The sequence below is a fragment of the Virgibacillus profundi genome (assembly GCF_002287375.1).
GTDB lineage: Bacteria > Bacillota > Bacilli > Bacillales > Amphibacillaceae > Virgibacillus_K > Virgibacillus_K profundi.
Genome location: NZ_NPOA01000013.1, coordinates 70,362 through 92,582, shown reverse-complemented (window position 1 = coordinate 92,582; position 22,221 = coordinate 70,362). Strand labels below are relative to the sequence as shown.

The 22,221-nt window shown below is 33.9% G+C and carries 25 protein-coding genes; 24 read left to right on the top strand and 1 reads right to left on the bottom strand.

The window, feature by feature from the left end; genetic code table 11:
• Positions 1-94: 94 nt before the first annotated feature.
• The 7 genes from CIL05_RS17245 (at position 95) to CIL05_RS17220 (ending at position 5,384) form a co-directional block, all read left to right on the top strand.
• Positions 95-625 (top strand): sigma-70 family RNA polymerase sigma factor, encoded by a 531-nt coding sequence (locus tag CIL05_RS17245; RefSeq protein WP_095656787.1) that lies wholly within the window; start codon positions 95-97, stop codon positions 623-625.
• A gap of 67 nt (positions 626-692) precedes the next feature.
• Positions 693-1,040, top strand: coding sequence for a hypothetical protein (locus CIL05_RS17240; protein WP_095656786.1), 348 nt, complete (start codon positions 693-695; stop codon positions 1,038-1,040).
• A complete protein-coding gene (locus CIL05_RS17235) occupies positions 1,021-1,680 on the top strand; it encodes a DnaD domain-containing protein (protein WP_095656785.1) in 660 nt (219 codons plus the stop codon). The genes CIL05_RS17240 and CIL05_RS17235 overlap by 20 nt, the downstream gene beginning before the upstream one ends.
• Positions 1,681-1,882: 202 nt before the next feature.
• Positions 1,883-2,044 carry a hypothetical protein gene (locus tag CIL05_RS22325; protein ID WP_165769161.1) on the top strand — a complete coding sequence of 54 codons (162 nt, stop codon included), beginning with the start codon at positions 1,883-1,885 and terminating at the stop codon, positions 2,042-2,044.
• 17 nt (positions 2,045-2,061) lie between these two features.
• On the top strand, positions 2,062-2,355 hold the full coding sequence (locus CIL05_RS17230) for a hypothetical protein (protein WP_095656784.1): 294 nt from the start codon (positions 2,062-2,064) through the stop codon (positions 2,353-2,355).
• A 283-nt stretch (positions 2,356-2,638) separates the two neighbouring features.
• On the top strand, positions 2,639-3,709 hold the full coding sequence (locus CIL05_RS17225) for a dsDNA nuclease domain-containing protein (RefSeq protein WP_165769160.1): 1,071 nt from the start codon (positions 2,639-2,641) through the stop codon (positions 3,707-3,709).
• Positions 3,702-5,384, top strand: coding sequence for a hypothetical protein (locus CIL05_RS17220; RefSeq protein ID WP_095656841.1), 1,683 nt, complete (start codon positions 3,702-3,704; stop codon positions 5,382-5,384). The genes CIL05_RS17225 and CIL05_RS17220 overlap by 8 nt, the downstream gene beginning before the upstream one ends.
• Positions 5,385-5,588: 204 nt before the next feature.
• Here CIL05_RS17220 and CIL05_RS17215 read toward each other — a convergent pair whose 3' ends face one another.
• A complete protein-coding gene (locus tag CIL05_RS17215; RefSeq protein WP_095656782.1) occupies positions 5,589-5,870 on the bottom strand; it encodes a hypothetical protein in 282 nt (93 codons plus the stop codon).
• 641 nt (positions 5,871-6,511) lie between these two features.
• Between CIL05_RS17215 and CIL05_RS17210 the strand changes: the two genes are divergently transcribed.
• From CIL05_RS17210 to CIL05_RS17135, 17 genes are all read left to right on the top strand, one after another.
• On the top strand, positions 6,512-7,222 hold the full coding sequence (locus CIL05_RS17210) for a GntR family transcriptional regulator (protein WP_095656781.1): 711 nt from the start codon (positions 6,512-6,514) through the stop codon (positions 7,220-7,222).
• Between the two features lie 16 nt (positions 7,223-7,238).
• On the top strand, positions 7,239-7,727 hold the full coding sequence (locus CIL05_RS17205) for a TRAP transporter small permease (RefSeq protein WP_165769159.1): 489 nt from the start codon (positions 7,239-7,241) through the stop codon (positions 7,725-7,727).
• A complete protein-coding gene (locus CIL05_RS17200; protein ID WP_095656779.1) occupies positions 7,728-9,026 on the top strand; it encodes a TRAP transporter large permease in 1,299 nt (432 codons plus the stop codon). It abuts the gene before it with no gap.
• Between the two features lie 21 nt (positions 9,027-9,047).
• A complete protein-coding gene (locus CIL05_RS17195) occupies positions 9,048-10,037 on the top strand; it encodes a hydroxyacid dehydrogenase (RefSeq protein WP_095656778.1) in 990 nt (329 codons plus the stop codon).
• Positions 10,027-10,893 (top strand): 4-hydroxy-tetrahydrodipicolinate synthase, encoded by an 867-nt coding sequence (gene dapA / locus CIL05_RS17190; protein ID WP_095656777.1) that lies wholly within the window; start codon positions 10,027-10,029, stop codon positions 10,891-10,893. Before CIL05_RS17195 ends, dapA begins: the two co-directional genes overlap by 11 nt.
• 23 nt (positions 10,894-10,916) lie before the next feature.
• Positions 10,917-11,948, top strand: a complete 1,032-nt coding sequence (locus CIL05_RS17185; RefSeq protein WP_165769158.1) for an Ldh family oxidoreductase — start codon at positions 10,917-10,919, stop codon at positions 11,946-11,948.
• Between the two features lie 56 nt (positions 11,949-12,004).
• The gene (locus CIL05_RS17180) at positions 12,005-13,063 is read left to right on the top strand and encodes a TRAP transporter substrate-binding protein (protein WP_095656775.1); all 1,059 of its coding nucleotides are present in this window, start codon (positions 12,005-12,007) and stop codon (positions 13,061-13,063) included.
• A gap of 544 nt (positions 13,064-13,607) precedes the next feature.
• Entirely contained in the window at positions 13,608-14,480 is an 873-nt protein-coding gene (locus CIL05_RS17175) for a DUF5677 domain-containing protein (protein ID WP_095656774.1), read from the top strand.
• A 486-nt stretch (positions 14,481-14,966) separates the two neighbouring features.
• Positions 14,967-15,101 (top strand): hypothetical protein, encoded by a 135-nt coding sequence (locus tag CIL05_RS22830; protein WP_276245355.1) that lies wholly within the window; start codon positions 14,967-14,969, stop codon positions 15,099-15,101.
• 6 nt (positions 15,102-15,107) lie between these two features.
• The gene (locus CIL05_RS17170; protein WP_095656773.1) at positions 15,108-15,338 is read left to right on the top strand and encodes a hypothetical protein; all 231 of its coding nucleotides are present in this window, start codon (positions 15,108-15,110) and stop codon (positions 15,336-15,338) included.
• Positions 15,339-15,350: 12 nt separating this feature from the next.
• Positions 15,351-15,578, top strand: a complete 228-nt coding sequence (locus CIL05_RS17165) for a hypothetical protein (protein ID WP_095656772.1) — start codon at positions 15,351-15,353, stop codon at positions 15,576-15,578.
• Between the two features lie 498 nt (positions 15,579-16,076).
• The gene (locus CIL05_RS17160) at positions 16,077-16,328 is read left to right on the top strand and encodes a hypothetical protein (RefSeq protein ID WP_133065307.1); all 252 of its coding nucleotides are present in this window, start codon (positions 16,077-16,079) and stop codon (positions 16,326-16,328) included.
• A 343-nt stretch (positions 16,329-16,671) separates the two neighbouring features.
• Complete coding sequence (locus CIL05_RS17155) at positions 16,672-17,190, top strand: sigma-70 family RNA polymerase sigma factor (RefSeq protein ID WP_095656770.1); 519 nt, start codon at positions 16,672-16,674, stop codon at positions 17,188-17,190.
• Between the two features lie 309 nt (positions 17,191-17,499).
• The gene (locus CIL05_RS17150) at positions 17,500-17,688 is read left to right on the top strand and encodes an AbrB family transcriptional regulator (RefSeq protein ID WP_276245352.1); all 189 of its coding nucleotides are present in this window, start codon (positions 17,500-17,502) and stop codon (positions 17,686-17,688) included.
• A gap of 303 nt (positions 17,689-17,991) precedes the next feature.
• Complete coding sequence (locus CIL05_RS17145) at positions 17,992-19,602, top strand: PucR family transcriptional regulator (protein ID WP_095656769.1); 1,611 nt, start codon at positions 17,992-17,994, stop codon at positions 19,600-19,602.
• Positions 19,603-19,744: 142 nt separating this feature from the next.
• A complete protein-coding gene (locus tag CIL05_RS17140) occupies positions 19,745-20,944 on the top strand; it encodes a M20 family metallopeptidase (protein WP_095656768.1) in 1,200 nt (399 codons plus the stop codon).
• A 149-nt stretch (positions 20,945-21,093) separates the two neighbouring features.
• Positions 21,094-22,143 carry a DctP family TRAP transporter solute-binding subunit gene (locus CIL05_RS17135; protein ID WP_206207799.1) on the top strand — a complete coding sequence of 350 codons (1,050 nt, stop codon included), beginning with the start codon at positions 21,094-21,096 and terminating at the stop codon, positions 22,141-22,143.
• Positions 22,144-22,221: the final 78 nt, after the last annotated feature.

Sequence of the window (22,221 nt, the reverse complement as noted above, 5' to 3'; positions counted from 1 at the left end):
GAAGCCTTTTCATTGTAAAAGGCTTTCCTATCAAATATTTTCAAAAGTTACTGTCCGCGCTTCGCATTTTAAATTTAAGATAAGGAGAACATGTATGCAGAAGTTTACGTTTGAAGAAATTTATAAGCAAAACAAGCAAAGAATTCATTACCATATCCATCAACTGAACATCCACGATCCGCATAAGGAATATTATGTAGAAGGTCTCACCGCCCTGTGGCACGCCTATAAAAGGTATGATCCTAATAAAGGCCCAATGGGAACATATTTTAATTACATCATTCGTTACAGACTCATCGATAGAATCCGCAAACAAAGTCTTGAACAAACCCAATTGAAAAATTACTTATTAGCATACAGCGTATCTGAAGGTGTCGATCATTCATCGAATACCCCGCTCAGAGAGCTTCTGCTCGAAAACCCGGTTCTACGTACAAAAATAAAGTCTCATTTAACAGAAAAACAGTGGAAGTGGCTGTATTATACCATTATTCAGGACATGTCCTATAAGGCGATTGCTGCAAAGGAAAATACAACATTGGATGTAGTAAAAGGCTGGGGTCGAGAGGCGAGAAAGAAGTTAAGCAGTCCTGAGATCCGAAAAAATTTTGAAGGAAGAATTTGAATAAAAAAATTTCCGGGAAGTAAGAGCTTCCCGGACTTAAAAAAACATGATATAAGGAGAAAAAGCCATGAACTATATTAAAGAAATCAATGCCTTTCATACCCAAAATCTTTTTGAGCCATTATCCAGCTCAGCCGTTTGCCTCTGGTTTGCGCTGATGCATTTTAATAATTTATGCGGCTGGAAGAAGGAATTCAGTGTAGCAGCATCCCAGCTGCAGGGAGTATCCGGATTAAAGCCAACCTCTTTTAAGGAAGCTCGATTGGAATTGCAGCGGAAGGGGAGAATTACCGTGAGAAGTCGTGGCGGGAATCAGTCTGCTATGTACAAGATGGTGTCTCAGGAGATGGCGTTTGGCCAGGGGAGTGGCGAGGAATACATAGAGGAAAAATTCTGTGGAGAGTCAACAGGATGATTCATTACAACGGGGTAGCACTCAGAACTTAGGAAATCCGGCTGCGACCGACCAAACTACCGCCCAAAATGACGGCAAGCGCACTGGCCAAAGTAATGGCTACAGTTCCGACCGCAATTCTGGCTACAAAACCGACCACAATTCCGGCCCATTCTTTAAACAAGACAATACAAAAGAAAAGCAAAATAAAACAACAGCTACTGCAGCTGACGCGATTCAATTTTTCAAGGACAACTTTGGAGGGATTAGTCCGTTCATTTCAGGAAGTATTCAGAGCTGGGTGGATGAAACGAATGAGCAGCTTGTTTTGCATGCAATGGAACTGTCAGTGGAGCAGGGCGTTTTGAAGTGGCGTTATGTGAAGGGGATCCTGGAGGCGTGGAAGGTGAAGGGGATTTCATCCGTAGAGGCTGCGATTGCTGAGGAGAAGCCTTTGCGGGATGGTGTGCGCACTGGTGCTGGTAAAGTTGTTGGGGAGAAAGGTGGGGAGATTGTGCCGGATTGGTTTGTGAAGCGGAAGGAGGAGGAGTGGGAACTTGAGCGAAGAAAGCAGGAGGAATTGCGTAAACGGGTGATGGATCCTGTTGTTGCTGCCCGGGAGGCGGAGGAGATTAGGGAGATGATTGCTGGGTTGGGGTGAGGTGAATCTTACTCCTTTCACTAATTCAGTTAGGTATACATTCTAGAGAGTTGTGCCGTAGGCACTTTAGTGCACTTTCCAGATTTTGTTGAATCTTAGGCTATCAGTTAGTGGGAATTTTGTATATTCAAATAACAGTTATGAAGAGTACCAAATTAGTAAATGAATAGTATTAATATTTGGTGCCTTTTCTGTAGTCTTTTTGAAAAAAGTTAAAGAAGTAACTTGCGATGTACGTGGGTTCCGAGAAGAATCGATTGAACATAGGTACATGACATTACTGCAGGAAATAAAAATGACGGATGGCTATCGGAATAAAATGAAACAAGCATTTAGAAATACTGTTCCTGATGAAAACGGATAGAACAAGTCAAGGATGATATGCAGCAACTTTACCAACAGCTTTACGATGAAGTGGAGGAAGGAGAGCGGCATGGAGGTGACCCCAACAAAATAAAAGGAATAACAAATAAAATTGTGGATCTGCAAAATCAAGTCTATGACTTTGAAGATAGAGAACAACAGTGCCTTGAGGCGGAAAAAGATCTTGAATGGCTTCTTGAAGAATTGAAAGGGATTCAGGAATTTAAACCGGATAAGGAGCGGATTGAATTCCGACCGATATTTTTAGCAAGATTGTCGATAAAGGGACTGTGTGTCCTGACGGCCGAATAGTTTATGATTTAAAGTTTGGGATGCAAGTCACTACTGAACAAAATGATATGATGGCTTGGCGGTTGAGGGAGAAGGGCAAGCCCCGTAAACGAAAGAAAAAGTAATGTCTAATAATAGCAAGCCACTGGGAAATCGTATTTTTACGGATACTTGGTGGGTTTTCCTATTTAAAAAACATTCTTCCTACCATATTATATTGGTCTATGATCATTTCACTAGAAAGATTTAAATCTTAATATGTTATATTATGGATAGCAGTAATATATTCTGGTGGTGGTCTATAGTGTCTGAAGCTGATTTTTATATGAATTTGCCGTTTGACTTATCTGGCTCAAGGTCAAAAAATAGATTCCGTAATGAAATACTATGGGGATTAAAAAGGATGCTTGAATTATACAAAGAAAATGATGAATTCATAGTGGTATTTGATTACGTATGTGATGTGGAAGTCCACAAAGAAGATGGTTTGGAATTTTACCAAGTTAAGACTCAAAACAATGATGGCGCATATACTGTAGATAAGTTAATTAATAAAAATAAAACAGGCGATTCGGTATTTGGAAAGCTATATAAATTGAAATTCAATATTCAAGGCGAAGAACGTGATGAAATAAAGGTGTCTTTAGTTTCAAATGCAGCTTTTAACGATGGAAAGAGAACACATAATAACGTTGAAATAATAGATTTTAATAAAGTTGATACTGCCGCACAATCAAAAATCAAAAAGTCTGTTAAGGAAGAATTAAAATTAAAAGAAGAAATAAAGTTGAAAAATGCTAGTTTTATAAAAACGGGTATGGACCTTATTAACCCGCACACAACATTAGTGGGGGAGACAGCAATATTTTTTCAAGAAACTTTTAATTGTGAGCCAAAAAAGATTAATGCACTTTACAGATTATTATCAAGTGAAGTAACAAACAAAGCATCCTTTGAATTAAAGCTCCCAACATATGCAGAAGTTCTAGAGAAGAAGGGTGTTAGTAGCTCCTTCCTTAAGGATGTTTTAAGTAAATATACTGAATACACTGACATCGCTACAATAAAGGCAAAGGATTTTATTAGTAAGGAATATGAATCCGATTTCAGAATGAGATTGAAATTAAACCGGGCGCTGTCACAAGTTGTAGCTAACCTGCATGAGGGTAGACAATTGCAGAACATGGAAAAGGAGATTGTAAATTATATTAAGGAAAATTTAGAATCCCTTCCCAATACTGATATGGAAATAATTGAAGAAGTAAGTAAATATGTACATGGCCAAAAACCAATAGAAATAAGTAATGAAGAGGTTGAAGCGTTGGTATTATTGGTACTCAGAAGGTTTGAGGAGGGCTACGTTGGTTATGAATAAATTAGTTGTAAAAAAAATATATATTTTTGAGTTAAGCAATAAACTAGCAAAAAGAGTAGATTTTGAAGAAGGCATAAATATTATTACTTCTGATAAAGAAAAAGGGAATGATGTGGGGAAGTCTATTATTTTAAAAAGTATATACCATACATTAGGTGCTGACAGTATATTTGACGATAAATGGACATCCAAATCTAAGGTATATCTTCTTCATGTTAATATTAATACAGATGAATACTTTATTTACAGAAATGATAAAATGTTTAAGATTTACTCAGGAGATTTCAAAAAACAATTTAGCACTATAAATAGAAAGGAATTGTCAGAATACCTGGAGTGTTTATACGGATTTTCTGTAAAACTTCCAAATAGAAATGATGAAGAGTTAGAATTAACACCGCCAGTATATAGCTATTTACTTAATTATGTTGATCAAGATCATATGAATGGTTCGAAGTTTGATTCTTTTATGTCGCTTGGTCAGTACCCAAATTACAAAGAAAATGTGTTATACAATCATTTTGGGATTCTTACGGATGAATACTTTGAAGCTGCAAAGAAGATTGAAGAGCTTAAAAGGGAAGAAAAGTCACTTTTGGAAGAGAAGTTAATTGTTGATAAAATGCTCAAGAAAATAAGGGCTTATCTAGAAGGAATAGATGCGCCTGGTGATGAAGAAACCTTAAGAATAGAATTAAACAAAAGCAAAAAAGAATATACAGATATAGTTGTGAGTTTAAAAAAGGCAAAAAACAAACTAACAAAATTAAGAAATGAAAAAATTGAATTAGAAAGTACAATAAAGGACCTTTTGGACATCAAGAAAACAAGAGAACGTGGCGTTCAAAAAATAAATAAAAATGTGTGCCCTACTTGTTCACAACACATAGATAATATAGGAATAAGAATTTCGGAAAACAGCCAATTAGAGGATTTGTACATTATAAAAGATGAACTTGATGCATTAGTTTTAGAAGTAAATAGAAAACTAATGTTACATGAAGAAAAGTATCTAAACATATTAAGTAAGTACGAGCAGTTTGAAAAAAGTATAGAATTTAACAATAATAATATATCTGATGTTTTTAAACACAGAGGTTATATGGAGACACGGGACAATCTGGTGAAAGAGTTTGGAACTATAGAAGCAAAAATAAGTGATACCAATGATAATAAGAAAGAAAAGGAAAAAATAATAAAGAAATACAAAAAGTTAAAAGATCAGGCAAATTCTTTATATGAACAATATATGATTGAATCAATAGAGGAGTTTGGTCTGGAAGAGATTAATTCAAAAAGTGTTAAACATATCACAAATAATTTAAAAGCAAGAGGAAGCAACATACCAATCACGACCATTATTTGGCATTTCAACTTATTAAAAATAAAAAATGAATTGAATAAAGAGAGTATAAAGTTCCCAATAGTTCTTGATAGCCCTAATAATGTAGAGTTGGATGATAACAAGGAGAAAGCATTATTTAACTATATTTTCACTAACCGAAATAAAGATACGCAACTAATCTTATCAACGTTAGGATTTAATGCGAAGGATTATGAGGAAGTTAAAATTGATAAAATAATCGAGCTTAAAAACAAAAAATACAACCTGCTAAATCATAAAGAATATGAAGAAAACAAGGATATCCTAGAATTTGTCTTTAATAATGAATAAAGGCGAAATAATCTATGCTCATTACCATAAAACGGTGGTGGGCTTTTTTATTTTGCCTATTTTTATAAATACGTCTAATCCGTGTGGGCTATGGGGTCAGACCCATTGACCTTGCAGCAGTGGTTTGGGAATCCATAAAAGTAAAAAAATAACAGTTTGCTTCTCCTTTAAAAATTTAAAAAGGGAATGGGTCTTAATCAGACTTTATTCTCGTTTTTCCCCATATAAAATTGTCAAAAAATATGCTACGTTTCCTATGAACTCCGTCTCCTTTTTGTTAGGAATTGGAACTTTCTGTCGTCCTCTTGATGTTTTAATTTTCTTTCGATGTAATTCTTCCATAAATTCAAATGGCCAAAGTATCTTCTTCGATTTAGTCTGTAACTGCAATATTAATACCAGACCATATGCGGCTCGATAGAGTCTGTGCTCTTCGTCTTCAAATTCTACTAAGAGAATTGGCTTATCTGCATAGCTATATTTCACTTTTACGTCTCTAAGAAATCAGAAAACCTAAAATTATACATTGCAGTCCTCTTCATTTGTTTTTCTAAAGTGAAATGGGAGAAGGTCAAAAATAATCACTGTCGATTTTTAAACGTAATAATCAATATTACATCGGGGTTCTTTGATGTAGGAATATTCTTAATTGATTTGACATGGTTGTAGAAAATCAGAGAGCACTCATAATCGGTTGGTGAGTGGGAAGGTGTATATTCATGCTAATGCCGATAGGTATGGGTGAGGGGCATTCATTATGAATGAAAGTTAATGTGTGTAAAGAATATTTAAGAGATAATGGATAGAGATTCTATAATTTATAAAATATTTTAAAATAATTTGAAAATAGTGTTTACTCCCAATATTTTTTATAGTATTATATCAAATAAGAAGATTATCTATAAACATCAATTTTAAACTTTATAAAAGATTTTCGTAATATAGCATGAAAATATCTTTGAGTTTTATGCAGTTATCTAGATATGGTCACAAAGGCTATCAAATTAATTCTATAATAATAGTCTCCCGAAATGTAAGCGGTTTTATTTAAGGATCACCTTATTATTTTTTTATTTTTTAACTTAGTATTATAAGTATTACAAGTTGATATTGAAAGGATTAATTTAATGAAAAAATCTCTTTACAAGACAATTTATGAAGATATTTATTTAAAATTGCAAGATGGGACGTACAATGCTGGAGATTTGTTACCTTCTGAGATGGAATTAGAGAAAAATTATAAAGTAAGTAGAACTCCTATTAGACAAGCCTTAAAGGAACTTGAAAATAATGGATATATTTACAGACTGCAAGGAAAAGGCAGCTTTGCTTCAAATATTTCACCTAGAGAAAGATGGACGATGGCGACTGGATTCGGTAGCCAATATTCAAGAGAATGGAACAAAATATCTGCACAAACTCTTTCAGTTGAGTACATACATTCTAAAGACTATGCGGAGGAATTTGGGCTTGATAGTGAAAGTAACATTATCTATTTGAACAGAATTAGATATTTCAATAAAGAACCTCTTGTTTACATGGAACATTATATTAAACCAATTATTCCTCTTGAAATTTTTGAGAAAGATTATAAGTTCGTTTCCGCCGTTGGTAAATTAATCAAAGATGAGATACAAATTAGTTTTTCTAGCATAAAAGAAGAAGTTGAGGCTGTGGCAGCAAATGAAAAAATAGGAGACTATTTAAATGTTGAGGCTGGTTTTCCATTACTAAAAATTAGAAGGTTATCCTATCATAAAAACGATCTTATAGATATTAATATTTATTATGTAAGAACAGATAGATGGAAGTACTCTATAAATTTTGATGAAAACTAAAAAAGGGGTGAGTAGAATGGAAGCCTTAACGAAAATAAGTGATATTATTTCTTGGGTTTCGAAAATTGCAGCCAGTGTTTTGATTGGTGCTCTTACGATTGTTTTAGTTCTTCAGGTAATACTTAGATCAATGTTTAATTCTGGGCTGGCCTGGTCAGTAGAGTTTTCTACATTCGCAATTATTTGGGCGGTAATGCTTATTTCGAACGTGCTGATCAAAAATAACGAATTGATAACTGTTGATTTTTTTGATCATCTTTTATCAGAAAGGTTCAAAAAAATAAGAAACATAATTTATCAAGTCGTTTTTATCTTTTTGTTAGTTATAATGACAACATTTGGATGGTTTCAGGCTGTTGGAAGTATAGATAAATATACATCTACTTTGGGTATATCCTGGTTTTACCCCTATCTGTCTATTCCGATAGGATCGGCTTTAATGTTATATCAATACTTATATAAAATCTTTTTTAATATTGTAACAATAAAGAAAGGGGGAGAGTAAATGTCGTTTGCTTTAATCGCTGTACTTGTAACTTTAATTGCACTCCTACTTATTGGTGCGCCTGTAGTTCTAGCTATCGGTACTGCAGGTATGATGTACTTTCTTATTAAACCTGGAATGTTTGACTCAATGAACATACTTGTTCACACTTTCTTTACTGGAATGGATAGCTTTGTATTTCTAGCGATACCACTTTTTATCCTAACAGGAGAATTAATGACCCTTGGTGGCATGATGAACAAGCTTGTAAAATTTTGCCGGCTTTTAGTTGGAGGTTTTAAAGGTGGACTTGCATATGTAAATGTATTAGCAAGTATGATGTTTGGCGGCGTATCTGGTTCAGGATTGGCAGATATCTCTGCATTAGGTCCAATTCAGGTAAAGATTATGGCGGAAGATGGATATAAAAAAGAGTTTGCTGCTGCTTTAACAGCAACTTCAGCCCTGCAGGGGCCGATCATTCCACCTAGTATTCCTTTTGTTATATTTGCCAGTTTAACTAACGTTTCAGTTGGTGCATTATTTCTCGGCGGAATAGTACCTGGAATCTTACTTGGACTTACGCAAATGATCGTAATATGGATGATGGCAAAAAAAAGGGATTTCCCAAAGAATCATGAAAAAATCACATTGAAACAAGCTGGAAGTATTACAGTTGCTGCGATTTATGCATTGATGTTACCTATAATAATTTTGGGTGGTATGTTATCAGGGCTTTTTACCGCTACAGAAGCTGCAGCTGTTGCAGCAGCATATTCCTTTATTATATCTGCCTTTGTATATAGAAGTATTACAATAAAGAATTTTACAGAAGCATTAATAAATACAGCAAGAGTTTCTGGTACTATCTTCTTAATTATTGCATTTACTGGTGTTATAAGTTGGATTCTATCAATGGAAAGAGTTCCAGACTTGATTAATAATTTTGTTGCAGGTTCAGGTTTTTCACCACTTGTACTATTAATTCTTGTTAATATTTTCTTTTTACTTAACGGGATGTGGCTGTCTGATGTTGCGCAATTACTTTTATTCGCACCAATTTTCACACCAATATTTGTTGGGCTAGGTGTCGATCCAATTCACTTTGGTATCGTAATGGTGGTAAACGTAATGATAAGTATGATTACACCACCGTATGGAACAGCTTTATATTTGGCTGCAGCTATAAGTGATTCTAAATTAACTGCAATTGTGAAGGAGGTGCTACCTTTATTAGGTGCTTGTCTCATTGTATTGTTGATAATAACTATATTTCCCGAAATCGCCCTATTTATACCAAAGTTATTCGATGCTATGTAGAGCTAAAGGAGTTGATTGTATATGAAAAATGTTTTATTTATTGAGCCAACTATCCGGCCAATTGGTGTAAATTTTTTAGGAGAGAGCTTCAATGTTTTTTATGCCCCAGATGGTGAAGAAGAAAGGCTAATTAAAATAATCAATGAAGAAAATATTCATGCTGTCATTACTAGGACTGAAACCATAACAGAAAGATTAATTAAAAGTTGTCCTTCTTTAGAAGTAATTGGGCAGCATGGAGTAGGTGTTAATAATATCGATGTTAAAGCGGCTTCAAAAGCTAGTATTTACGTAGTTAACGTACCAGATGCAAATTTTATCTCTGTTGCAGAACATACAATGATGGCTGTCTTAGCATTAAGTAAGAATTTAAATAGAAATCATGAGGAGGTTAAAGATAACAACTGGAATTATAGAGAAGAAGTTTATCCTGCCGAGATATCAGATAAAAACATATTTATTGTAGGATTTGGAAATGTGGGAAGGAGGGTCGCCAACCTGGCAAAAGCATTTAATATGAATATTTACGCTTATGATCCATTTGTTGAAAAGAATTTCGATAATGTTGTAATGGTAGATTCATTAATTGAAGGGTTAAAAATTGCCGACTACACTTCCTTACATTTACCTCTATTAAAGAGCACAGATAAATTAATATCAACTGAAGAAATTAATCACATGAGAAAAAGATCCTTTCTAATAAATGTAAGTCGCGGCCGTATTATTGACCAACAAGCTTTAACAAAAGCCCTTCAAAAAAATATGATTGCAGGAGCAGCTTTGGATGTGCTAGAAGAAGAACCACCAAACCCAAAAGATCCTTTATTAAGGTTAAGAAATGTGATTTTTACTCCACATTTAGCTGGTGATACTCTGGAGGCAAAAAACAGATGTTCAAGAATTTTATCTAAAGAAGTTACCAAGGTATTAAATGGAAACCTTTCCAGTAAAATAATAAACAAAGAGATTATATCTAATCCAAAAATAGGAGGAATCAAAAATGGCATATGAAGGCATAATGACAGCTTTAGTTACCCCATTAAATAGTGAACATGAAGTGGATGAAGAAAAGTTTAGAGATTTAATCAATTTCCAAATTGATAGTAACGTTCATAGCTTGCTAGTTTTAGGTGGAACAGGGGAGTATACTTCGCTCAGCATGGCTCAAAAGAAAAAAGTAGTTGAATTGGCTGTGAAAATAGCAAAGGGAAGGATTCCAATTGTTGTTGGAATTATTGATCCCGGAATTGGCAGTTCCATAGAAATAGGGTTATATGCAAAAGCAGCAGGAGCAGATGCTGTTATGGTAGTAACACCGTATTACGTAAGGCCAACTCAGCAAGGTATTATCGAATATTATAAAAAGTTAGATGAGACCTTGAAGATGCCGATTTTGTTGTATAATATTCCGCATAAAACTGGGGTTAATATGCTCCCAAATACAGTGGAAGAAATCCTTGAGAAGACATCCAATGTGGTAGGTATAAAAGAATGTACTGAGAATTTTGGTCAGATGGTTGAATTAATTAATAGTGTAGGGGATAAAATTACTGTATTGGCTGGGGAAGAGTTTGCTGCAGTTGCATCAATGATATTTGGTGCTAAGGGCTCAGTAATGGCAAGTGCGAATGTTGTTCCAGAATTATGGGTGAAATTTTATAATTTAGTACAAGACGGTGAAACTGAAAAAGTAATTCTATTAAATAAAGAAAACTACTCTTTATTTAAAGCAGTTTTCATGGAAGGTAATCCTGGTCCATTAAAGGTAGCCCTTGAAATGAAAGAACTCACTAATAGTGAAATTAATTTGCCTTTAGTAAAAGCTTCAGAAAATACTAAAGCTGTGTTAAATAAATTGTTTTCTTAATTGTATGGTCGGAGGTGACTTTAGTGATAAAAATTCAGAAAGAGAATCATAATCAGTTAATTATTGATATATTGACAAAAGTGGGTTTATCAAACGAACAGGCTGAAATGGCCAGTAAAATAATGAATTATGCTGATATTAGAGGGATAGATTCACATGGCTTAATTCTATTAAAAACATATGTTGAAAGAATAAGAAATAAAATTATCTCTAAGGAGCCTATCTATAAATGGTTTCAAAAAACCACTGTTATTTCTTTACTCGATGGTGACCATGGTATTGGACACTTTCTTGGGAATTTAGCTATGGAAGAAGCTATAAAAACAGCAAAAAAAAACTCCTTAGGCCTTGTTTTAGTTAAGAATGCTACCCATTATGGTGCTTCTGGATATTATACAGAATTGGCTGCAAAACATGGAATGATTGGCATTACAACCACAAATACTATGCCTTTAATGGCTCCAACTGGAGGTGCAGAAAGAGTACTAGGTAATAATCCTATATCTTTTTCAGTCCCAAGAGAAGGTGAAGACCCTGTTGTAGTAGATATAGCGACATCAGTTGTCGCTGCTGGTAAGCTTATTTTACAAAACCAAAAAAATGAACCAATTCCCGAAGGATGGGCACTGGATAAGAATGGAAAACCAACAACCGATCCTTTCGAAGGTTATGAAGGAGGTGGTACTTTATTACCAATAGGAAACCATAAAGGATATGCTTTGTCATTTATTATGGATGTATTGGCAGGTGTTCTATCAGGATCTGGTTATGGTAAAAAAGTAGGTCACTCTGATATTGGTTTTATAATGATGGCGATTGATATTGAACAAATTATGCCAAGGGAGCAATTCAATATAAGATTGGATGATTTTATAACAATGGTGAAAGGTGCAAAGAAAGCCAACAAAAATAATTCAATCTATCTCCCGGGGGAAATAGAGTACTCAAAGAAAAAAGAACGTGAAAAGCACGGGGTAACTATCAATGAGAACTTGTATAAGGAACTAAAACAACTAATTTCAGATCTAGAGTTATCCGTTGATCAATACTTTTAGTTAAAGGTCATTTTAATTTTTAATTTCAGAAAATTAAAAAAAGGGGAGAGGCGTATATGTTAAAATTTAAATTTGTTAATTTTCTTTTGTTAATTTCATTTGTACTTGTTCTAGCAGCTTGTTCAGCTGATAGTTCTGGTGAGGCTTCCGACGATGCTTCCAGTAATAGTGAGGAAGAGATTACTATAAGACTTGGTCACGCAGGAAATGGTTTGGAATCAGATCCATATTTTTCATACACTGAAAAATTCAGTGAGGTTTTAGAAGCTGAAACTGACGGCAGAATAAAAGTAGAAGTTTTTCCAAATTCACAATTAGGTGATTTAGATTCCATGATGGAGCAAGTAAATAATGGAGATCTTGATATGACAGCAGGTCAAAATACAGGAACTTTAGCAACTTATGATCCAAATATGCAAGTATTGGATTTACCATACGCTTTTGAGACACTTGAAGTAGGTCAAGAAGTTTTAAGTGGAGAATTTGGAGATAAGCTTAAAGAAGGTGTAGTGGATGCAAGTAACTTAAAGTTAATGTCTTTCCTTCCTTCTTCATTTAGGCATTTTGGAAATAACATACATCCAATAACTTCTCCTGAAGATTTGGAAGGATTAACAATTCGTGTCATGGAAGTACCTGTTCATCAGGAAATGGTAAAAGCATTAGGTGCAACTCCACAGGTTGTTGCTTTTGAAGAGTTATATTCTGCTATCCAAACTGGTGTTGTGGATGGTCATGAGCAAGCACCTTATACTATGCTAATGATAAATTTACAAGAGGTTACTGATTACTTTACACTAGATAAGCATGTAATGAATACTGCTGTAACTTTACTAAATGAAGACTTTTTTAATAGTTTGAGTGAGGAAGACCAAGAGATTGTTGTTAAAGCAGAAAAAGAAGCTCAGCAAGCCTTGTTAAATCATGTTGCAGAAAATACTGAGAGCGATATGCAGGTAATAATAGGTGCAGGAGTTGAAGTAGCTGAATTAACATCTGAACAATTCCGGGAATTTCAGGATGTTGTTGTTGGACCCGTCTCAGAATACTTAGAAACCAAAGTAGACGAAGGTCTAGTCGATGAGATGCTACAAGCTATTGAAGATGCTAAATAACCTAAGGAATCATTTTATTAGGTTTGGCTGCCAGTCACTCCCTGAGTTTTGCCGAATGAATATTAGAATTGAAATTAATCAATAGTATAAAAAACACCAGCAGCAAACTCCACTTTGCTGCTGGTGTTTTACTAATTTAGAAGAAATACCGAAGCCTTTTTACCAAAATCCCCAATCCCGAACACAATCAGAAAATTTAAACTTACACATAGCTGTTCGCTGCATTTGTTTCTCTATAATGTAGTGGATACGCTCAAAGGTAGTTGCTATCCACTTTTAAATCTAATAATCGATTTTTATCTTGTATCTAATCAAAGAACAAGTTTACATGGAAGGTGTGAAAAAATGGATTTCGGATTTCGGGGTCAGACCCCCACTACGTTAATGTGCTAAATTGCACATTTTAAAAGGGTATTTTCTCTCTTCTCAATATGCGAAAACCCCACTTGCTAGTAGATAGATTTTATTTGACGCTAACAATTCATCTACATATACTAACGTTAAAGTTATTTTTGTAAATAAGCTATTTGGATTGGAGAAAATCATGACTGAAGATCAGGAATTATATGTGAATGAATTAAATAAATTAATAAACCGGTTTATTTTGCATTCAAAAAAATTTGTGGAATGGTCTGCGTTTTCCTATGGGGCAGCAGATTTGTTGCGAGTACCTGAGCCCAATAATAAGTTCACCTATGATCATGAATATTTTAACTTCACTAAAAGCACCAAGACTTTAATCAGTATACGTAGCTTATTAAAAATGAACCATAATGAAGATGTTTTAATACTTGTAAGAAGTATCTTTGAAAATTACTTGAGCAGTAGATATTTAAACGAAAATGAGGGGGATTTTAAGAACTTAACGCTAGTAAATTTAAAGTTATTTTTTAGAGAGTACGTATATGATTCTAAAGAAAATGTGATTAGGGACCGTAATGGTGAAAAGATTTCCGAAAGAATAAATCCAAGTAAATTCAAACTCGGAAATGATAAAAAATACTATAGTGTATTCTATGATTTACTATCATCTGTAGGACACAGTAATTTTGGAATTAGTAATTTTTTCGTCGATGAAAGTTTAGGTTTCACTATTAATAAGAATAATTATCCTGTAGTAACACGCTTTTTTGTTGTATTTGTTTTTACTAAACTGTTCGAACTTATTGTTACAGTAGAAGGTGAAGACTTTTATAATGATCGGGAAGAAAAGGTTTGTTATCACTTGGTCATAGATTCTCTTACATATCAGGATAACTTAATAATACAATTAATAGATGCGATCTCACGGGATACTGCTATTAATATTAATAAGTCTAAACATTTTAATAAAAAAATTATAGAAATGTTTAAAGCAATGCGCCAATCTTTAAGAGAGGAATTGGGTAGCGTAAAAAAGAATTTTCTAGACCAATGATGTAATTTAGTGCGTTATACCAAGAGGTTCTCAAGAGGTTCTGAGAATACAGGCGCCTGACCCCCGCCACGTTATATGTGCTATAGTGCACAAATGGGGTATTACTGAACCAAAGGATAGTTTTAGGGTGCCTGTCACTTCCCGGTTTATGTCAATAAATGTCGAATTTTAACTCCTCATAAAATACAAGGATATTAAGGCTGCTATGACCAATGAGAATTACTTATTATCATTGATCTTGCAGCCTTTTGATTTAAAGAAGAAAAGAATTTTTAAAATATAAAATCCGCTTTTCATACAAATTTATGAACTAAATTCTCGATATACCTGATATAAATCGATAGAAAGTAAATTTTCTCCGGATTTCTTACCATAAAAATTCAATTTCAAGCCATTTTATTACGAACGAGTGTTCTTGACTTTTGAGCTGATATAGCTTATCTTGTATCTAATCAAAGAACAAGGTTACATGGAAGGAGTGAAAAAATGGCAACTGTCGTGTCGAGTATTGGTTTAAAAGGAATTGAGGGTTACCAAGTTCAGGTGGAAGTGCAGCTGCTACCTGGAATAGAAGGAGTAAGTATTGTTGGATTACCTGATGCATCTGTTAAGGAATCTTAGACCTGAGTGATGGCTGCTTTGTATGCAAACGATTGTGAGGTGCTGGATAAAAAAATAGTTAATAAAATTTACACACATGATTTAACGAGACTTTTAGGAGTGATTGGGGCAAGTCGTCCCGAGCAAATTAAAGTTAACTGGTCAGTAGTCAGGGATTGGTCTGAAAAGGATCGTTATATAAGATATACTAATGAAGAGACAGAAGATATTTTCAGGGGCAGTCAGCGATTCTATTGAGGGGGTTTTTCAATGGATAAAAAAGCATTGGTAGACAGCTATTTTAAGAACGGTGGAAAGTTAATTGTAGCGTTGGACAATGCAAAATTTATAGTCCATTCAGCATTGTGGTTATTTGATGAAGATAGGGAAAGTTGGAGGATGATAATTGCATCTGAGAAGGTTGAACATTCAGGTCCCAGAAAAGCATATGAGGCTATAAAAAAGGTTATAGAGAGACTGGAAAAAGAAAGAAGATAATTTTGATATAACATTAGACAATATTTCAGTAGTCAGCCCTTTCAACATATTAATAAAAGATTTTGGTACTGCTATTCAGACAGGAGCTGAAAGTATCGCAGGTATAAGATTTTCAAGAAATACAATAAATAATAATTATATTGAAGATGCGTATATTTATAGAATGTAATGAAAATGAATAAGAGGGGCAGTGGAACACGCTTTGGGTGCTTATCACTTCCCGAAGTTTAGGATTAAAGATTTAATCGGGTGGGAAAAATTAAATTATAAAGTCTTTGAATTTGATAACAATGACTGGAACATCTTGTATGGAAAATGCGACAGGATAATCAGTATTTACAACAACATGAAATTAACTTTGAGTGGATTTATGGGCCAGTTTTGATGGTGGTTTAGTATCAGTTAATTATAAGGATAGAAAAGCATATAATAATAAAAATCAATTGGCAGTATTAACAAACGGTGCTGCTGAATTTTTAAAATATTGAAGGTGATAGAATGTTGAGTACAAATAATAGTTTGGAACCTCGTAATGAAATTAATCTAATCATTAATCGTATCGCCCATGAATTAATGAATGAGTTTGGTAAAAGTAAAGATGAAGCTATGAATTTAATAAAGAAGTCAGAAGTGGAAGAGTCATTAATGGCGGAAGAATGCGGATTTCATGAATCTCCATATAATTGGGCAATAAGTATACTAACAGATCACAATGATCATGAAGCATTGGAGAAATATTTATACCATTAGTAAAGGGAGTGAAGACAAATTATTGTTTTTGCTTCCTTTTTTAGGTACCTGTCACTTCTCGAATTTTGCCCAATGGGAAATCGAATTATAAAAGGAAATCAAATCTAAAACACCAGCTGCAAACGCCACTTTGCCGCTGGTGTTTTTTAATTCATAGAGATAATTATCCGAGTCTCCCACTACAAAAAAATAACTGATATTTCCATTGCCGAAAAAGAACATATGTACCATAACGCTTATTAGGGAAGAAGTTTTTAAAAAAAGATTACACCAAACTACTGCTTCTTACGATTATAGTAGTAGAAGGGTAATCAAATAAGCTGCCAGGGGGACGAGGAGAAAAATTAACAAGGAATTACAATTTACTTTCGAAGAGATTTTCAAACAAAATGAGCGAAGAATTTACTATCATATTCATAAACTGCGCATCGACGACCCACATCAGGAATTTTATCAGGAAGGGCTTTATGCTATGTGGAATGCATATAAGACATACCAGACGGACAAGGGCATTCTTTCCACATACTTTAATTATATTATTCGCAATCGTTTAATCGATTTGTACAGGAATAAGACGAAACAAAAACAGCATGAAATTTTTACGAAAAGTGAATTGGAAGCGCTTGATATACATATCGAGAAAGTGAAGGAACCATTTCTTTGGAAGATGCTTCAAAGTGAGTTAACGGAAAATCAGTGGAAATGGGTTAATTATCGCATCAGATTGGAAATGTCGGTAAAGGAAATTGCTGAGGTTGAGCATGTTTCCATTGATACAGTGAAATACTGGGGGAGGCAGGTAAGGCAGCGTTTGCGAAATGAAAGGTATAGAAAATTGCTTTTGGATAGGCGAATTATATAGTGGTATTGAAGAAGCGTCTTTTGGGAAGAGGCGCTTTTTTTATTTTATAAAACTTTTTTACACCGTTTGGGTACTTTTTACGAATATAGGAGTAGAGAGACAATTTTGATTTTTGAAAGGGTGGAAAATAGATGAATTGCGTAAAAGAAGTGAATGCATTCTAAAACGACTCGGGAACGAATCGGGCATTGCTACAGCTGCAAATCTCTGGCTGGGTGCTGATTTAAGGGGGACAAGCTTACATTTTTAAAAGGAGGAAACAGAAATGAATCAGGGTAACGAACTGAGTTTCGAGGAAAAACGTTAAGCCTGAGTACAGCAAATTTGAGTATTGCTCCTGGTGGATTATTTGAAATGGTATTAACAGCATCAAGTGTCGGAGGAGACCCAGCCATTGTTAGTGCACTTCAGTTAACACGGATATTAATTATTGTTGTTTTCGTACCTCCTTTATTAGGTTGGATTTTGAGAAAAGGTAAAGCGAGGAGTACAGATTAGGGGTACTGCCGTAGAGTTTTACAGTATTATGTCGAATAGATAGAAAGTAAAGGATCTGGCTAATTATACTTCAAAATAAAATTGGTTAATTTATTTATGGAGATAAAAAAGGATAAAATAATCTTATATAGAAGTAAGTAAATAGTAGAATCTAGTACTTTTAAGCTACTTTGACAAACAATCGAAATCAAATATCGGATTTCTTATTTATATTTTTCTGTTTTTTGTCCAAATCTATTTAAATCATTATTGTGAGTAATTCTTATGAATTATAGTAAATTTTAGGAGGTATTTGAAATCGATATGAAAGTTAGAGACATAATGGAAATGGATGAAATGAATGGAGCATATTTCTTAGCGGGATCTAACGGAAGGGATCGAATAGTAAAATCAACTACTGTTTTAGATGCTCCAGATGGTATAAGGTTTTTAAAAGGAACAGAACTTGTATTTTCTACAATGTATCCATTTTCTCATTTAGAGAGTGGGTTGGAGCTAATTATTCAAGATTTAGCTTTACGTAATGTATCTGGTCTAGGATTGAAGCTTAACCGTTATATTAGTAAATTACCTGATCCTGTAATAAAAATTGCAGATGAATACAAATTTCCAATTATATCTTTGCCGCCTGAAAAGTCATGGGCAGATCTGATGCTCCCAATTATGTCAGAAATATTAAAGATTAATAACAGGCAATTAATACAATCAAAAGAAGTTAATCATCAATTTACCAAAATGCTTCTATCCAATTCAAATCTTCAGCAGGTTGCTGAGTTGTTATACCACTATATGGAAGCCCCGGTGGGTATATTTAATTTCACTGAAAATTATGCTGTATTTTACCCAAACTCGTTTATGTTTGACAAAGAATATATTATACATCATTTGAAGTCTGAATCCACTTTCTTTGAAGAAATTGACCCAAATACTAAAATTTCTACTTTGACTGATGGTGAGATTACTCATTCCATTCTCAGTTTTGAAAATCATCTAGATTTGAAAGGAGCTATTTTGGTTAATAAAATGAAGCTCCGAATAGACTCAGAAGATATCAATACCCTCCTGCATGCAAAAAATGCTTCCATCTTAAAATTCATGCACTTACAAACAGAAAAAGAGTTTAATAAACGGTTTAAACAAGATTTTGTTTCTAAATTAATTGTGCAAAATATAGAAAAGGAAGAACTTTCCTCATTTCGCCGCAGAGCATGGGAAATGGGATTTGAACTGAAAAGTAGATATATATTGATGGCAATGACAATTTCGAATAAAAACCTAGCAGATATTTACCGGATCATAGATGATATTTATTTATTAAAAAATATAAAAGAAGAGATATTAATTGGAATGGACAAAGAAAACCACATCATATTTTTAATACCAATGGAAGAGAAGGATCTTTATAGCGAAAAGACAACCTATGTACAAATAATAGATGCGTTTGTAGAACAAATTAAGCAAATTCTTACTTTTGAATGGGCAATTGGAATAAGTCGAGTACAAAATATACATTCTATTCCGTTGGCATATAACCAAGCTGTAAAGTCATTGTATCATGGAATAAAAATAGGTGGATACAGACAAGTTCAATATTATGATAATTTAGGAATTTACCGATTGTTTTCCCATCCTGCACTAGAAGGGGAAATGAAAGTATTAGTTAAGGAATTATTAGGGCCATTAGTAGATAATGATATAGAAAATCAAACTGAATTAGTCGAGACCTTAAGAGTGTTTGTTGAGCATAGAGGAAATTATAGAAAGACAGCTGAAGTTCTGCATGTACACCATAACACTGTTCGTTACCGTATAAATAGTATTTGTGAGCTGACAAATTTTGATGTTCATAATAATCTTATGCATTTGCAATACCAGCTTGTATTTCTGTTTTCTCCACTTTTGAAAGACTTCTGATTGGAACTGTTTATCTTGTTAGTTATACATATTGTACAAACGACCGCACTAAATTTCAGAAAATTGGTCAATAGCCAAATATTTGGAAAGGTGTTACTATTCATTTATAGGATTAAGCAGATAATTAACTAAGGAGGATCTTATGAGTATTATAAGTTATATTGATAAAGTATCAGTAGAAGAATGGGTAAGTGAATATAATATTATTGAATTTTTACAGGAGTCAATAAGATGTAATACGATCAATCCTCCAGGTAATGAAATTTTACTTGCAGAACAAATTCACAAGAAATTTAAAACCTATGGTATTGATAGCAAAATTTATTTACAGGATAAAAATCGTGCGAATATAGTTGCTACTATTAAAGGAAAAAACCCCGGTAAAAGACTAGTATTTAGTGCGCACTTAGATACTGTGGATGTCGGAGAGGTAAATTGGAATTTTGATCCACTTTCTGGTGATATAAAAAATGGAAGAATATATGGTCGAGGTTCTACTGATATGAAGAGCGGCTTAGTTGGATTAATGTATGCGATGATCTTATGCAAATTAAATGAATCAATTCAATATGGCGAAATTACCTTTATCGCTACTTTTGGAGAAGAGACTGGAAGTTTAGGGGCAAAATATTTACTGGAAAATGGTCACATTGAAAGTTTTGATGCGATGATTGTTGGTGAACCAACATCTAATAAACTTATCATTGCACATAAAGGTGTTTTATGGTTAGGTATTGAAAGTACAGGAAAAACCGGACATAGTTCAATGCCGTCAGAGGGGATTAATGCTATTGAAGGATTAATTTATTTCCTGAATCAAATTAAGGAAAGTAATATTACGAAGGCCACTGACGACTTGTTAACAGATGCAACGATGGTACTTACAAATATTGAAGGTGGTAAAAGCATAAATGTTATTCCTGATTATTGTTCAGCAACCCTTGATTTGAGAACGCTCTCATCCCAAGACAATCAAGTTCTTATTGATAAAATAAAGAGTTTAGCCTTGGAAATCTCATATAAATATAAAAACTTCCCTGAACTTAAGATTAAAAGTATTAATAATATGTCTTCAGTAAAAACAAGTCCCAATTCTGAAATTGTCCAAATAACAAAACAAATCTTAGAAAAGGAATTCAAAGATGGAACCCCTCAGGGGATTAATTACTTTACTGACGGTTCCATATTTTCACAGGCGGATGACGGGGATATTATTATTCTAGGTCCAGGTATCCCGGAAATGGCTCATCAACCAAACGAGTATGTTGAAATTGATATGTTTATAGAATCGATTTATTTATACATGCAGATAGCTTCGAAGTATTTAAAACAGTCAATATAAAACATAAAATTAAGACATATGTGCACTATTTATTATCTGAATTTTCAGCTTACGGAAATGAGGAGGTGGTTTAATCAAGTGACTGATTCTTGTATCTTCAGGAAGTATTGCTACGTGGTGAACCAAAAAATGATCAAGGGGGAATTCTTTTGAAAAGGAAAAGTATTTTTGGAATTCACATATTTTCCATGTTAATTCTGGTACTTATTATTGTTGGTTGTTCAGAAGAAACTGGTAATGCTTCAGAGGATGATGGCAATAGTGAATCTAGTGAAGAGTCAAATATGGAACAGATCGTTCTTAAAGTAGGGCATGTATTTGGAGCAGATCATCCTTGGAATGTATCTTTAGAAGGTCTTTCGGAAGATGTAGCTGAAGCAACAGATGGAAATGTAGAAATTGAAGTTTATCCTAGTTCCCAATTAGGCGGGGATCGTGATATGGCTGAAGGTATCCAAATGGGGACAATTGAAATGGGGTTATTTGGGACTGGCGCTTTGCAATCACTTGATGAACGTTTAATAGTAGAAGAACTTCCATATGCATGGCCAACACGTGAACATGCTTATAATGCTATCGATGGTGAGTTGGGAGAAGCTTTAGCAGAGATATTAAAAGAACAGGGTATGCATACTATTAGTTGGTGGGAAAGTGGTTACAGACATATAACTAATTCTGTGAAGCCTATTAATAGTCCATCTGATTTAGAAGGGATCAAGCTAAGAGTTCCAGAAGCTCAACTACGTATTGATACGTTTGATGAATTAGGAGCAATGCCAACACCAATGGCTTTTTCAGAAGTATTTTATGGATTACAACAAAATGTAATAGATGGTCAGGAAAATCCATTGGCGACAATTTATGATTCTAAGTTTTATGAAGTACAAGAACACTTGGCGTTGACAGGACATATATGGGGATCAGCAGTGTTAACCATTTCTGAAAGCGCATGGAATGACATACCGGATGAATATAAGGACATTATAGCTGAAAAAGCTGAGGAATGGAAAGAGAAAGAAAGAGAAATGATTAGAGAACAAGATGATGAACTAGTTAAAAAATTAGAAGAAGCTGGTATGAAAGTAACACAACCTGATGTAAAACCGTTCCAAGAAATTGTGCAGTCTATGTGGAGCGAATATGAGGATGAATTTGGTAAAGAATTGATTGAAATTGTAAAACAATATTCATCTGAGTAAAACTGATTATCTTACATAGTTCACAAGAAATTAAGTGGGCTATGTAAGGTATTTATTACTTTGACTAAGAAGGGAGTA